This window comes from Rhizobium leguminosarum (assembly GCF_019798305.1).
Taxonomy (GTDB): Bacteria; Pseudomonadota; Alphaproteobacteria; order Rhizobiales; family Rhizobiaceae; genus Rhizobium; species Rhizobium leguminosarum_U.
Genome location: NZ_JAAXDD010000006.1, coordinates 187,412 through 200,297 on the forward strand (window position 1 = coordinate 187,412; position 12,886 = coordinate 200,297).

Sequence of the window (12,886 nt, forward strand, 5' to 3'; positions counted from 1 at the left end):
GTTCAAGACCCGATAAGTCAAATCGGACGGTGAAGATATTGTTAAATTTTCGCTTTCTGATGCAGGAGATACCTCGGATAACTCGACTTTGTGCCAATTACACAGTCACAATGAACAAGAAATATCTATTGATTACTTTTTGCGCAAGAATTCGATCAATCTGTATGCACTTTGCAATGCACAATTCTTACTGGAATGGATAAACCAGAAAAAACAATAGATTAATTTCTGGCACATGCATTGCATGCACTTTTCTGTACCCGTTCACAACCGGCCCAGCGCCGCAAGGAGCATTTCCGATGACCAAACTCCTTTCCATGAACCGCCGCAATTTCCTCCAGGCTTCCGCTGCCGGTGCGCTTGCCGGCGCGATGCCGGGTCTGATCGCCTCCTCCGCCGCCGCCCAAACCGCGCTGACCGTCGGCTTCATCTATGTCGGCCCCAAGGACGACTACGGCTACAACCAGGCGCATGCCGAAGGTGCGGCCGTCATCAAGGCGATGCCCGGTGTGACGCTGGTCGAAGAAGAGAACGTGCCGGAGACCGTCGACGTCCAGAAGACGATGGAATCCATGATCAACCTGGATGGCGCGACCCTGCTCTTTCCGACCTCCTTCGGCTACTTCGACCCACACATGCTGGCCGTGGCCGCCAAACATTCCGACGTCCAGTTCCGCCACTGCGGCGGCCTCTGGCAGGAAGGCAAGAACCCGGCCAACACGGGCTCCTATTTCGGCTATATCTTCCAGGGCCAATATCTGAACGGCATTGCCGCCGGCCATGCGACGAAGAGCAAGAAGATCGGCTTCGTCGCCGCCAAGCCGATCCCGCAGGTTCTGCAGAATATCAACGCCTTCCTGCTCGGCGCGCGCGCAGTCGATCCTGGTATCACCTGCCAGGTAATCTTCACCGGCGAATGGTCGCTCGCCGTCAAGGAGGCCGAAGCTACAAATGCGCTGGTCGACCAGGGCGCCGACGTCATCACCTGCCACGTCGACAGCCCCAAAGTGGTCGTCGAAACGGCTGCCGGCCGCGGCGCCTTCGTCTGCGGTTATCATGCCAATCAGAGCCCGCTTGCTCCCGAAAAATACCTCACCGGTGCCGAATGGGCCTGGGGCAACGTCTACAGCGACTTCGTCAAGAAGGCGCAGGCCGGCGAAAAGCTCGGCAACTTCGTGCGTGGCGGCCTCAAGGACGGCTTCGTGAAGATGAGCGCGCTCGGCCCCGGGGTATCCGCGGAGGGCCGCAAGGCCTTCGAAGCCACGCAGGCCGACATGATGAAGGGCGGCTTCTCGGTCTTCAAGGGACCGTTGAAGGACAACAAGGGCGACACCGTCGTGGCTGCCAACAAGAGCTACGCCGAAGACGCGATCGAGCTCGAAAGCATGAATTATCTGGTTGAGGGCGTCGTCGGGTCCACGGCGTAAACCGCGAAGGGAGAAGCGCCATGACCATCGAGGCCAATGATCCCGCAATAGCCATCGTGGAAAGACCGGCTTCCCTGCGCCCCGTCCTCGAATGGATCGCGCGGCGGGCCGAGCCTGTTGTCATCGGCCTCGCGGCCATCCTGATCGGTCTTTCGCTCTTCTCCCTCTTCATCCTGGCGGTCGGCAAGTCGCCGGCCACTCTCTTCCAACTGATGTACACCGGCGGCTTCGGCAGCTGGTTTTCGGTGCAAAACAGCTTAAGTCGTGCCGCACCCCTTCTCCTGACGGCACTCTGCGTCGCCCTGCCCGCCCGTCTCGGCCTCGTCATCATCGGCGGGGAAGGAGCGGTCGTGCTGGGCGGCGTTGCCGCCGCAGCCATGGCTCTGCCGCTCGCCGGCACCGCGCCTGTCTTCCTCACCCTCATTCTGATGGCGATCGCCGCCATGGTGGTCGGCGGCATCTGGATCGGACTTGCCGGTTTTCTGCGCCACTATCGCGGCGTCAACGAAACCATCTCGTCGCTGCTGCTCTCCTATATCGCCATTGCCCTGATGAACCAGTTCGTCGAAGGGCTGCTGCGCGATCCGGCAAGCCTCAACAAGCCGTCGACCAGGCCGCTGCCGCCGGAATATATGCTCGGCAATATTCCCGGCATGGACGTGCATTGGGGCCTGATCATCGGCATCCTCGCCTGTGTGGTCTGCTGGATCGTGATCGAGGCCACGAGCTACGGTTTTGCCGCCCGCATCGCCGGCGGCAACGTGCGCGCCGCGCAGATCCAGGGACTGCCGGTCGGCAAGCTGATCGCCGGATTTACCGCGCTTGCCGGCAGTTTTGCCGGCCTGGCGGGCATGATCGAAGTGGCGGCGGTGCAGGGAAGTGCCAATGCCTCGCTTGCCGCCGGGTACGGTTATACCGGCATCCTCGTCGCCTTCCTCGCTAGGCACAATCCGCTGGCGATCATTCCGGTGGCGATCCTGCTCGGCGGCATCGACGCCTCGGGCGGCCTCATCCAGCGGCGCATGGGCCTGCCGGATGCGACGGTTCTGGTGCTGCAGGGCACGCTCTTCATCGTCATTCTGTTCTGCGAGACCTTCTACGGCCGCTTCAAGATCTTCAATCCCGACCTCTGGAAAAGGAGCCTCTGATGGAAGAGACAGGCATCGGCATCTGGGGCGTGCCGCTGGCGATCTTCGCCGGCGCCATCCGCGTTTCCACCCCCTTCATCTTCGTCAGCCTCGGCGAGACGATCACCGAACGCTCCGGCCGCATCAATCTCGGCCTCGAAGGCACGCTCGTCTTCGGCGCCATGACGGCCTATGCGGTGGCCGTCATGACTAACTCCCCGACCCTCGGCGTGCTGGCCGCAATGGTGGCGGGCGCGATCTTCGGCCTCATCCACGGCTGGATCTGCAAGTTCCCCAAGGTCAACGACATCGCCATCGGCATCGCCATGATGCAGTTCGGTCTCGGCATGGCGTTCTTCCTCGGCAAATCCTTCATCCAGCCGGTTGCCCCGAAACTGCCCTCGATCCCGCTCGGCGGCTGGTCGAGCACGCCGCAGATCCAGGCGGCGCTCAATATCAACGTGCTGTTCTTCATCGGCGCAGCCCTTGCGCTCTTCCTGTTCTGGGCCTTCAAGAACACCCGCATCGGCCTGATCCTGCGCGTCGTCGGCGACAGCACCGACGCGGCCCGGGCCATGGGCATCCACCCGGACCGGGTTCGCCTGCTGGCGACGGCAGTGGGCGGTTCGCTGGCCGCAATCGGTGGCGCCTACCTCTCGCTCTATTATCCGGGCTCATGGAACGAAGGCATCTCGTCCGGCCAGGGCCTGATGGCCGTGGCCCTCGTCATCTTCGCGCGCTGGAACCCGATCGGCTGCTTCCTGGCCGCCCTGCTATTCGGCGGTGCCGGCGCGCTCGGCCCGGCGCTGCAATCGGTCGGCGTCACACAAGGCTACTACCTTTTTTATGCGGCACCTTACGTGCTCACCCTCGTCATCCTGATCGCCACGTCCTCGCCCACCCGCTCGCTCGCCGGTGCGCCGGGCGCGCTGTCGCTCACGAAATAACGGAGCCTTCCGATGAACGGACTTGGCGGTCTCAACAAATCCGAACACGGCGTCGGCATCGGCCTGGTACAGCTCCAGTTGCCGGTCACCGTCACCAAAGCGGACTTGGCAAAACAGACGCAGGTGATCGTCGATCTGGTGGCCAAGGCGCGGCGCAATCAGCCGGGCATGGACCTCGTTGTCTTTCCCGAATACGCGCTGCACGGCCTCTCCATGGACATCAATCCGGAGATCATGTGCACGCTCGACGGGCCGGAGGTCGCGGCTTTCAAGCAGGCCTGCAGGGACAACCGGATCTGGGGCTGCTTCTCGATCATGGAGCTCAACCCTGGCGGCATGCCCTACAATTCCGGCATCGTCATCGACGACCAGGGCGAGTTGAGGCTCTATTACCGCAAGATGCATCCCTGGATCCCCGTCGAGCCCTGGGAGCCCGGCGATCTTGGTATCCCCGTTATCGAGGGCCCGCGGGGCGCCAAGCTCGCGCTGATCATCTGCCATGACGGCATGTTCCCGGAGATGGCACGCGAATGCGCCTATAAGGGCGCCGAAATCATGATCCGCACGGCCGGCTACACGGCGCCGATCCGCGACGCCTGGCGCTTCACCAACCAGGCCAACGCCTTCTGCAATCTGATGGTCACCGCCAATGTCTGCATGTGCGGCTCGGACGGCACCTTCGATTCCATGGGTGAAGGCATGATCTGCAATTTCGACGGTGCGATCATCGCCCACGGCACCTCCGGCCGGGCCAACGAGATCATTACCGCCGAGGTGCGTCCTGACTTGGTGCGCGAGGCCCGGCTCGGCTGGGGCGTGGAGAACAACATCTACCAGTTCGGCCATCGCGGCTATGTCGCCGTTGCCGGCGGCGCAAAGGATGCGCCCTACACCTACATGCACGACCTTGTCGCCGGCAAATACCGCCTGCCATGGGAAGACGAGGTAAAGGTCAAGGACGGCACGTCCTGCGGATTTGACAAGCCGATGCGCCGCTACGGCGAACCCCTCAAACCTGCCGCGGAATAGGAGAGAGAATGATGGACGCGATGGTCGAAACCAAAGGGCATTTTATCGACGCCGATCCGTATCCGTGGCCCTATAACGGCGCTCTGAGGCCTGATAACACCGCCCTCATCATCATCGACATGCAGACCGATTTCTGCGGCAAGGGCGGTTATGTCGACCATATGGGCTACGACCTGTCACTGGTGCAGGCGCCGATCGAACCGATCAAGCGCGTGCTGGCCGCCATGCGGGCCAAGGGCTACCACATCATCCATACCCGCGAGGGCCACCGCCCGGACCTCGGCGATCTGCCGGCCAACAAACGCTGGCGCTCGCAGCGGATCGGCGCCGGCATCGGCGATCCCGGCCCCTGCGGCCGCATCCTGACGCGTGGCGAACCCGGCTGGGACATCATCCCCGAACTCTACCCGATCGAAGGCGAGACGATCATCGACAAGCCCGGCAAGGGTTCATTCTGTGCCACCGACCTCGAACTCATCCTCAACCAGAAGCGCATCGAGAACATTATCCTCACAGGAATCACCACCGATGTCTGCGTCTCGACGACGATGCGCGAGGCGAACGACCGCGGCTACGAATGCCTGCTGCTGGAGGACTGCTGTGGTGCGACCGACTATGGAAACCACCTCGCCGCCATCAAGATGGTGAAGATGCAGGGCGGCGTCTTCGGCTCCGTCTCCAATTCCGCGGCTCTAGTCGAGGCGCTGCCCTGATGCCGTCATTGCGTGCCCATGTCTTTCGCGTGCCAGCCGACGGCCCCGATGACGTTGCCGGCGTCGAGGGGCTCTTTGCCAGCGGCCTTCAGGCGAACAACGTCGTCGCCGTTCTCGGCAAGACGGAAGGCAACGGCTGCGTCAATGATTTTACCCGCGGTTATGCCACCCGCAGCTTCGAGACATTGTTCAGTAGATATGGCGTCGACGGCGTCTCGATCATCATGTCCGGCGGCACCGAGGGGGCGCTCTCGCCGCATTGGACGGTTTTTGCGCGTGAAACCGTAGAAACCCCGGGCGAACGGGCGCTGGCCATTGGTGTGTCGCGTACCCCCGCGCTGCCCCCCGAACATCTCGGGCGCCGGGAACAGATCCTGCTCGTTGCCGAAGGCGTGAAGTCCGCGATGAGGGATGCCGGCATCGATGATCCCGCCGATGTCCATTTCGTGCAGATCAAGTGTCCGCTGCTCACCTCGCGCCGGATTGCCGAGGCCGAGGCAGCAGGCAGGACGGTCGCAACCCACGACACGCTGAAATCCATGGGCCTCTCGCGCGGCGCTTCGGCTCTCGGCGTCGCCGCGGCACTCGGCGAGATAGATGCGACATCGATCAACGATGCCGACATCTGCACACGTTTCGATCTCTTTTCCCGCTGCGCCTCAACCTCGTCCGGGGTCGAACTCACCGATCACGAAATCATCGTCCTCGGCATGAGCGCAAAATGGTCCGGTCCGCTGTCGATCGACCACGCGGTCATGCGGGATGCGATCGACGCGCATTCCGTCAGGAAAGCCCGCGAACGCCTGCCGGAAAACAGCCGGCTGGCAGCGGTTCTCGCCAAGGCCGAGCCGGACCCGTCCGGCAGGATCGGCGGCAGGCGCCACACGATGCTCGATGACTCGGATATTGCAGGCACCCGCCATGCCCGTGCCTTCGTCGGCGGCGTTCTCGCCGGCATCTTCGGCATTACCGATCTCTATGTGTCCGGCGGCGCCGAACACCAGGGTCCGTCCGGCGGCGGTCCCGTCGCCATCATCGTCGAAAAGGAGCAATGAAGTGAGCACAGTCCGCGACACGCCCCTTCCGCAAGCCGGCAAGGCCGTCGGCATCGAGACGCTCGATATGACCATGCGTTTCGGCAGCTTCACCGCGCTCGACAATGTCTCGATCGCCGTTCCGGCCGGCTCCTTTCACGCGCTTCTCGGCGAAAACGGCGCTGGCAAGTCGACGCTCGTCAAATGCATCATGGGCTTCTATCACGCCACGTCAGGCTCGCTGTCGGTCGACGGCCGCGAGGTGGCGGTCGCCTCACCCAAGGATGCCGCGGCCTATGGGCTCGGCATGGTCTACCAGCATTTCACATTGGTTCCCTCTCTGACCGGTGCGGAAAACCTGGTCATCAGCCGTACCGAAGTACCCGCGGTGATCAACTGGTCCAGGGAGCGTAAGGATCTGGCGGTGTTCATGGAACGCATGCCGTTCAAGATCCCGCTCGACAGGCCGGTGAGCGAGCTTGCGGCCGGCGAAAAGCAGAAGCTCGAAATCGTCAAGCAGCTCTATCTCGGCCGCTCCTTCCTCGTGCTCGACGAGCCGACTTCGGTGCTGACGCCGGCCGAAGCCGATGAGATGCTCGGCATCGTCCGCGGGATGACCGAGCGTGGCGAGCTCACCGTGCTGATGATTTCCCACAAGTTCCACGAGGTGACCAAGTTTGCTGATGCCTGCTCGATCCTGCGGCGCGGCAAGCTGGTCGGCACCGGCAAGGTCGGCGAGCTCTCCACCGCCGAGATGGCGGCGATGATGATCGGCGACGTCAAGCTCGCCGAGCTCGACAGCCGTTTGCCGGTGGCGGAGGCGGCCAAATCCGTGCTCACTGTAACCCAGGTGAAAGCTCCGGATCGCTCCGGCCTGAAGACGATCGAGATCGACGCGCTTACGGTCCGCTCCGGCGAGATCGTCGGCATCGCCGGCATATCGGGTAACGGCCAGAAGGAGCTGACGGAAATACTGGCCGGCCAGCGCCCGACCGATAGCGGCCAGGTTATGGTCAATGGCGAGACTTACGGCGCCACCCGTGACGAGACTCGCAAGAACAGGGTGCGTTTCATCCCGGAAGAGCCGTTGCAGAATGCCTGTGCGCCCAAGATGACCGTGAGCGAGAACCTTGCGTTCCGCACCTTCGATTTGAAGCCGGATGGCACGGACGCGGTCTGGCTGAACAAGGGCAGCATGAAGAAGCGTGCCTCGGCGCTGATTTCCGACTTCAAGGTCAAAACGGCCTCTTCCTCCTCGCCGATCGCAGCGCTTTCGGGCGGCAATGTGCAGCGCGCAGTGCTCGCCCGCGAACTGACCGGCGATGTCGATCTGCTGATCGTCTCGAACCCCTGTTTCGGCCTCGACTTCTCGGCCGTTGCCGAAATCCGCGCCCGCATCATGAAGGCCCGCAATTTAGGTGCCGCCGTGCTGCTGCTCTCGGAAGACCTCGATGAACTGCTCGAGATGTCCGACCGCATCATGGTCATTTCGGAAGGCAAGCTGGTTTACGAGACACCGGCGCTCTCGGCCGATATCGGCGTAATCGGCGCCCACATGGCAGGGCATCATTGATGGCTGAGATCAAAGCCGAACCTTTCGCCTTTCCGGTGAAGCACGATGAGCTCGCCCTCATCGTCATCGACATGCAGCGCGATTTCGCCGAGCCCGGCGGCTTCGGCGCTAGCCTCGGCAACGACGTCAGCCGCATCACTAGGATCGTGCCCGATGTCAAACGCCTCATCCAAGGCTTCCGCAATGCCGGCCTGCCTGTGATCCATACGATGGAGTGCCACCGGCCTGATCTCTCCGACCTGCCGCCGGCCAAACGCGACCGCGGCAATCCTGCGCTCAGGATCGGCGACGAAGGCCCGATGGGCCGCATCCTGATCGCGGGCGAACCAGGCACGGCAATTCTTCCGGAACTCGCTCCTGTGAAGGGCGAAATCGTCATCGAAAAACCCGGCAAGGGCGCCTTCTACGCGACCCAACTCGGCACCGTGCTGCAGCAGAAGGGCATCAAGCAGCTCGTCTTTGCTGGTGTCACCACCGAAGTCTGCGTGCAGACGACGATGCGCGAAGCAAACGACCGCGGCTATGAATGCCTTCTCGCCGAGGAGGCGACGGAAAGTTATTTCCCCGAATTCAAAGCCGCAGCCATCGCCATGATCCGCGCCCAGGGCGCGATTGTCGGCTGGACCGCTCACGTCGACGACATTCTGGAAAGCATCGCCCATGCCTGAAACGACCCGCGAACGCCTGACGTCAGGCGGCTGGAAGGAGCTGGAATTCGGACCTTTCCGTGATGCTGTCACCATTCACTGGATCCGCCCTTTCGAGGGCGATCAGCCGGGCGTGGCGCTGTTGAAATATGAGCCCGGCGCTTCCGTTCCCCGCCATCGCCACGAGGGGCTCGAGACGATCCTGGTGCTCGATGGGGTTCAATCCGACGAGACGGGCGATTACATCAGCGGCAGTTATATCGTCAATGCGCCGGGCAGCGAACATTCGGTCTGGAGCGAGACCGGCTGTGTCGTGCTCATCCAGTGGGACCGGCCCGTGAAAATACTCGAAGAGGAAATTGCGTGAAGCCGACACCGGCCGTGGAAGTCTGTCCGACGATAGGGAAGGACATAAACGTCACAGCAGCATCGAGGCTCCGCGATCGATATAGGTATCCAGGAATTGCTCGAGCCGGGGGTTTCTAGGTCGTTTGAAGACTTCTTGCGGCGGGCCGGTGAACAGCACCTTGCCGTGATCGAGAAAGACGATCTGCTGGCCGACCGTTGCGGCGAATCCGATCTCGTGGGAGACGACGACCATCGTCATGCCCTCGGTGGCGAGATCGCGCATGACGTTCAGCACTTCGCCGGTCAGCTCGGGATCGAGTGACGAGGTCGGCTCGTCAAAGAGCATGATCTTCGGGTTGAGGGCTAGCGCCCGGGCGATGGCGACGCGCTGCTGTTGCCCTCCCGAGAGCTGCGACGGATAATGCCCTGCCCGGCCCTCCAGGCCGACCTTGACGAGCTGGGCCATGGCCCGCTCCTCCGCACCCTTGCGACTCATCTTGTGAACCGTCTTCAGCGCCTCGCTGACATTGCCGAGCGCCGTCATATGCGGCCAGAGATTGAACTGCTGAAAAACCATGCCGATCTGCGATCGGATCCGCCGGTTCGCCGCCCCCGGCACCCGCTCCCGGACGCCCTTTGCGTTTTCCGCGAAGCCAAGCACCTCGCCGTTGACGGTGATCGTCCCTTTGGTCGATTCCTCGAGAAAGGCCATACAGCGCAACAGCGTACTCTTGCCGGATCCGGATGGGCCGATGACGCAGGAAACCTGTCCCTGCACGATATCGAGGTCGATGCCGTGCAGCACGGTGGAGCCGCCGAAGGACTTGACGAGATTTTTGACTGCGATCGCAGGAACGCTCATATGTTGAAAAACCTGAATCTTGAGAGTTTCGTTTCGGCGAGGTGACCCAAGCAACCGGTGATTTCCACCAGCGCCCAATAAAATAGGGCAAGCACGAAGAGCGCCTCGACGAACGCATATTGCTGTGAACCGATCGCACTCAGCGTTGCCGTCAACTCCGGCACGGTGATGATGGACAGCACGGCCGTCTCCTTCATCAGGATGATCGTCATGTTGACCGAAGGCGGCAGCACCAGCATGGTCATCTCCGGCAGCAATATGCGTCGGACGATCTGCCCTTGTGTCAGGCCAACGCACAGGCCGGCCTCGATATGTCCCTTCGGGACGGCGGCAAAGCCCGAGCGGAATATCTCGCTGAAATAAGCGGCGCCGTAGATGGAAAGGCCGATGACGCCGGCCGGGATCGGATCGAGTGACAAGCCGACGAAGGGGCCACCATAGTAGACGAGGAATATCTGAATCAGGAACGGGGTGCCGCGCAGCACCGCAATGATCATGCCGAACGCCTTGTCCGGGACAACGCCGCCAAAACGCCTGGCAACGGCGACAAGGAAGCCGAGCGCGGCAGCGGCCGGCGTGGTGACGATCCAGATGACGATGGTGAGCCATGCGCCGCTGACGATTTCCGGCAAGTTGTTGAAAATCACGTTGATGTCGAAGGTCATCGCGGCACTCCCGGCAGGGAGCGTTCGATCAGGCCGCCCGCTAGTGCGACGATCCAATTGATAATGAAATAGATCAGACCGGCGGAAGCGAAAATCTCAAGCGGCAGGAAGGTGCTTCCGGCAAGGTCCTGGGCCATGCGCGTCAGCTCGATGACGCCAACGACCGAGACCAGCGAAGACGCTTTCAGGATAAGGATCGCTTCGTTGACGAGTGCTGGAAAGGTCAGGCGCAGGGCAATCGGGGCTTTGATACGACGGAAGATCTGAGCGGGAGTCATGCCGACCATTTCGGCTGACTCGACAAGGCCCATGGGAACGCTGGCAAAACCGCCGCGCAGATTTTCAGCCTGGTAGGCTGCAGTACACAGCGACAGACCAACGATGGCCGCAACGATGCTCGGCACGTTGATGTCGATCGCCGGCAGCAGGTTATAGATCAGCAACAGCTGCACCAGCAGCGGCACGCCACGAAAAAAGCTGATGAAAATCTTCGCCGGCAGCACCAAAAGACGTTGCTGCGAAAGCAGCATGGCGGAAATAACGATTGCGATCGCAAAGCCGATCAGGATAGAAACCACGCTGATCGTCACCGTATAGATCGAGGCTTGTAGAAGCAGTTCGAAAAGCTTGATGGACATGGGCGATGTTTGCCTGGGCGCTGCGGCCGTGAACTCTGATGCCACGGCAGATTGCGCCCCGACCACCGGCGGGGCGCGTTCGTTTCACCGGCGGCTAATCAGAATGCCGGATCCTTGACAGCGTCCGGCGTATCGAAAGATGCACCAAACCACTTCTTCTGCAGCTCTGCCATACGCCCGTCTGCCTTGATCTTGAGCATCGCGGCATCGATCGCATCCATCAGGGGCGCATGATCGGCATCCTTGAGACCGATGAATCCGAAATAGGACTTCTTGCCGAATGGCGGCAGGACGACTTCGAACGTGCCTTTTCGCTGGCTGGCGACGAAAGCGATATTGGGCAGCGAGTTGGCAACGCCGGCAATGCGCCCGGCGGCGAGATCGGCGTAGGATTCAGTAAAGGCGGGATATTCGCGCACGTCGACTTTGGTCGGCAGCGTGCCGGAGAATTCCTTCAGCTGGTCGAGCTGGGCAGTTGCCTTGCCGACACCGATCGTCTTGCCGGCAATATCTTCCGGCTTGCTGATCGTCGTGTCGCCAGCCTTCTTCAGAATGGCAATCGTCGCTTCGGCGATCGGCGGCGTAAAGCGATAGCGCTCCATGCGCTTCTTGGTGATCGTTGCAGGACCTGCGACGACATCGAACTTGCCAGCCTCCAGCGCGGGGAAGACGCCGTCCCAGGGAAGGGCGACCCACTCGATCTTAACGCCGAGTTCCTTGCCGATCTCGGCAAAGAGGTCGACGTTCAAGCCGGTATGTTCGCCGGCATCGATATAGTCGAACGGTGCGAAAGCCGTTTCGGTGCCAACCTTGAGGGTGCCGGCCGCCTTGACGGCTGCCAGCGTGTCGGCTGCATGGGCGGAAACGGCTGCTCCGAACAGGAATGCAGCGCCGACCAGACCCTTCAGCAGTGAATGTGCCTTCATCATCATCATCTCTCCAGTTTTTATTCCCCCGGCGGAGGAGTTTTGCTTCCCGACTTCGATTTCCTCTGCGCGGATTTCTATGCTCCGCTTTTGACTATACAAATAGATATAGGCCGGCCTAGAGTGTCAATGTAAAAGACGAGGAACGCAAAATTTGTGCCGGATGGCGTCGATCTCGCTGGCATGAGCGTTCCGGATTTATGGTCGCTGACGCCGGATGAGGTACGGGATTGGTGTCGATTTATCAGCGCATTTTCACCGATATCGAGACGAAGATCATCAGCGGCGATTGGCGGCCCGGTGACCGTATTCCCGTCGAACACGAACTCGCGGCGGAATATCGGTGCTCGCGGATGACCGTCAGCAAGGCGCTGTCGGCGCTCGCCGAGCGCGGCATGATCGTCAGACGGCGCAAGACAGGCTCGTTTGTCGCATCGCCCCAGATCGACCGCACGGTGATGGATATTCAGGATATCAGCACTGAGGCGGAACTGGCTGGGCACGAACACCGCTTCGAAATCCTCGCCCGCAAGGTCGAGCGCCTTGGAGAGGCCGAGGCGCAGCAGCTGTCGGAGCCAGCTGATGCGGAAGTCCTCAGGCTTCAATGCCTGCATATCGTCGATGGCAGACCGAATGCCATCGAGCGGCGGATCATCATGCTCGATGCTGTCCCACGGGCGAGAGAGGAGAGCTTTGCTTCAATTCCGCCCGGCAAATGGCTGCTTGACGAGGCTCCCTGGTCCAAGGCCAAACATGTCATTCGCGCCGTTTCGGCCGACACCACGACGGCGCGGATTCTGCAGACGGAACGCGGCGAGGCCTGCCTCAGCCTCATCCGCCAGACCTGGCAGAACGGTCGTACCGTGACCTATGTCGAGTTTACCCATCCAGGTGACCGGTTCCAGTTCGCGGGAACGTTTCATCCGGCAGCAAATTGAGTTTGGTGCACA

The 12,886-nt window shown here is 61.5% G+C and carries 14 protein-coding genes; 10 read left to right on the plus strand and 4 right to left on the minus strand.

All coding sequences use genetic code 11. The features are described from left to right. Positions 1-299 precede the first annotated feature (299 nt). Genes HFO99_RS12705 through HFO99_RS12745 form a run of 9 tightly spaced genes read left to right on the plus strand, consistent with a single transcriptional unit; the run spans position 300 to position 8,864 of the window. On the plus strand, positions 300-1,427 hold the full coding sequence (locus HFO99_RS12705; RefSeq protein ID WP_222251628.1) for a BMP family ABC transporter substrate-binding protein: 1,128 nt from the start codon (positions 300-302) through the stop codon (positions 1,425-1,427). Positions 1,428-1,447: 20 nt separating this feature from the next. Beyond that, complete coding sequence (locus HFO99_RS12710; protein WP_222361547.1) at positions 1,448-2,575, plus strand: ABC transporter permease; 1,128 nt, start codon at positions 1,448-1,450, stop codon at positions 2,573-2,575. Then, complete coding sequence (locus HFO99_RS12715) at positions 2,575-3,501, plus strand: ABC transporter permease (RefSeq protein WP_018070738.1); 927 nt, start codon at positions 2,575-2,577, stop codon at positions 3,499-3,501. The genes HFO99_RS12710 and HFO99_RS12715 overlap by 1 nt, the downstream gene beginning before the upstream one ends. Before the next feature lie 12 nt (positions 3,502-3,513). Beyond that, positions 3,514-4,530, plus strand: coding sequence for a formamidase (locus HFO99_RS12720; protein ID WP_222361548.1), 1,017 nt, complete (start codon positions 3,514-3,516; stop codon positions 4,528-4,530). Between the two features lie 11 nt (positions 4,531-4,541). Beyond that, on the plus strand, positions 4,542-5,243 hold the full coding sequence (locus tag HFO99_RS12725; protein ID WP_222361723.1) for a cysteine hydrolase family protein: 702 nt from the start codon (positions 4,542-4,544) through the stop codon (positions 5,241-5,243). Then, complete coding sequence (atzD, locus tag HFO99_RS12730) at positions 5,243-6,298, plus strand: cyanuric acid amidohydrolase (RefSeq protein WP_222361549.1); 1,056 nt, start codon at positions 5,243-5,245, stop codon at positions 6,296-6,298. The genes HFO99_RS12725 and atzD overlap by 1 nt, the downstream gene beginning before the upstream one ends. A gap of 1 nt (position 6,299) precedes the next feature. Next, on the plus strand, positions 6,300-7,850 hold the full coding sequence (locus HFO99_RS12735; RefSeq protein WP_222361550.1) for an ABC transporter ATP-binding protein: 1,551 nt from the start codon (positions 6,300-6,302) through the stop codon (positions 7,848-7,850). Next, positions 7,850-8,518: a cysteine hydrolase family protein gene (locus HFO99_RS12740; RefSeq protein WP_222299920.1), complete on the plus strand. Its 669-nt coding sequence runs from the start codon at positions 7,850-7,852 to the stop codon at positions 8,516-8,518. Before HFO99_RS12735 ends, HFO99_RS12740 begins: the two co-directional genes overlap by 1 nt. Continuing rightward, a complete protein-coding gene (locus HFO99_RS12745; RefSeq protein WP_222299918.1) occupies positions 8,511-8,864 on the plus strand; it encodes a cupin domain-containing protein in 354 nt (117 codons plus the stop codon). The genes HFO99_RS12740 and HFO99_RS12745 overlap by 8 nt, the downstream gene beginning before the upstream one ends. Before the next feature lie 51 nt (positions 8,865-8,915). Here the strand turns inward: HFO99_RS12745 and HFO99_RS12750 are convergent, their stop codons facing one another. The 4 genes from HFO99_RS12750 to HFO99_RS12765 form a co-directional block, all read right to left on the minus strand. After that, a complete protein-coding gene (locus HFO99_RS12750) occupies positions 8,916-9,707 on the minus strand; it encodes an amino acid ABC transporter ATP-binding protein (RefSeq protein WP_222361551.1) in 792 nt (263 codons plus the stop codon). After that, complete coding sequence (locus tag HFO99_RS12755; RefSeq protein ID WP_222361552.1) at positions 9,704-10,372, minus strand: amino acid ABC transporter permease; 669 nt, start codon at positions 10,370-10,372, stop codon at positions 9,704-9,706. Before HFO99_RS12755 ends, HFO99_RS12750 begins: the two co-directional genes overlap by 4 nt. Beyond that, positions 10,369-11,010 carry an amino acid ABC transporter permease gene (locus HFO99_RS12760; RefSeq protein ID WP_222251636.1) on the minus strand — a complete coding sequence of 214 codons (642 nt, stop codon included), beginning with the start codon at positions 11,008-11,010 and terminating at the stop codon, positions 10,369-10,371. The genes HFO99_RS12755 and HFO99_RS12760 overlap by 4 nt, the downstream gene beginning before the upstream one ends. 98 nt (positions 11,011-11,108) lie before the next feature. Further along, positions 11,109-11,936, minus strand: a complete 828-nt coding sequence (locus tag HFO99_RS12765) for a transporter substrate-binding domain-containing protein (RefSeq protein WP_162117566.1) — start codon at positions 11,934-11,936, stop codon at positions 11,109-11,111. 230 nt (positions 11,937-12,166) lie between these two features. Between HFO99_RS12765 and hutC the strand changes: the two genes are divergently transcribed. Beyond that, positions 12,167-12,874 (plus strand): histidine utilization repressor, encoded by a 708-nt coding sequence (gene hutC, locus HFO99_RS12770; protein WP_222361553.1) that lies wholly within the window; start codon positions 12,167-12,169, stop codon positions 12,872-12,874. The last annotated feature ends 12 nt before the right edge of the window (positions 12,875-12,886 follow it).

Coding starts and splice junctions, on each gene's coding strand:
- HFO99_RS12705 (WP_222251628.1), top strand. CDS start 300: ATGACCAAACTCCTTTCCATGAACCGCCGCAATTTCCTCCAGGCTTCC.
- HFO99_RS12710 (WP_222361547.1), top strand. CDS start 1,448: ATGACCATCGAGGCCAATGATCCCGCAATAGCCATCGTGGAAAGACCG.
- HFO99_RS12715 (WP_018070738.1), top strand. CDS start 2,575: ATGGAAGAGACAGGCATCGGCATCTGGGGCGTGCCGCTGGCGATCTTC.
- HFO99_RS12720 (WP_222361548.1), top strand. CDS start 3,514: ATGAACGGACTTGGCGGTCTCAACAAATCCGAACACGGCGTCGGCATC.
- HFO99_RS12725 (WP_222361723.1), top strand. CDS start 4,542: ATGGACGCGATGGTCGAAACCAAAGGGCATTTTATCGACGCCGATCCG.
- atzD (WP_222361549.1), top strand. CDS start 5,243: ATGCCGTCATTGCGTGCCCATGTCTTTCGCGTGCCAGCCGACGGCCCC.
- HFO99_RS12740 (WP_222299920.1), top strand. CDS start 7,850: ATGGCTGAGATCAAAGCCGAACCTTTCGCCTTTCCGGTGAAGCACGAT.
- HFO99_RS12745 (WP_222299918.1), top strand. CDS start 8,511: ATGCCTGAAACGACCCGCGAACGCCTGACGTCAGGCGGCTGGAAGGAG.
- HFO99_RS12750 (WP_222361551.1), bottom strand. CDS start 9,707: ATGAGCGTTCCTGCGATCGCAGTCAAAAATCTCGTCAAGTCCTTCGGC.
- HFO99_RS12755 (WP_222361552.1), bottom strand. CDS start 10,372: ATGACCTTCGACATCAACGTGATTTTCAACAACTTGCCGGAAATCGTC.
- HFO99_RS12760 (WP_222251636.1), bottom strand. CDS start 11,010: ATGTCCATCAAGCTTTTCGAACTGCTTCTACAAGCCTCGATCTATACG.
- HFO99_RS12765 (WP_162117566.1), bottom strand. CDS start 11,936: ATGAAGGCACATTCACTGCTGAAGGGTCTGGTCGGCGCTGCATTCCTG.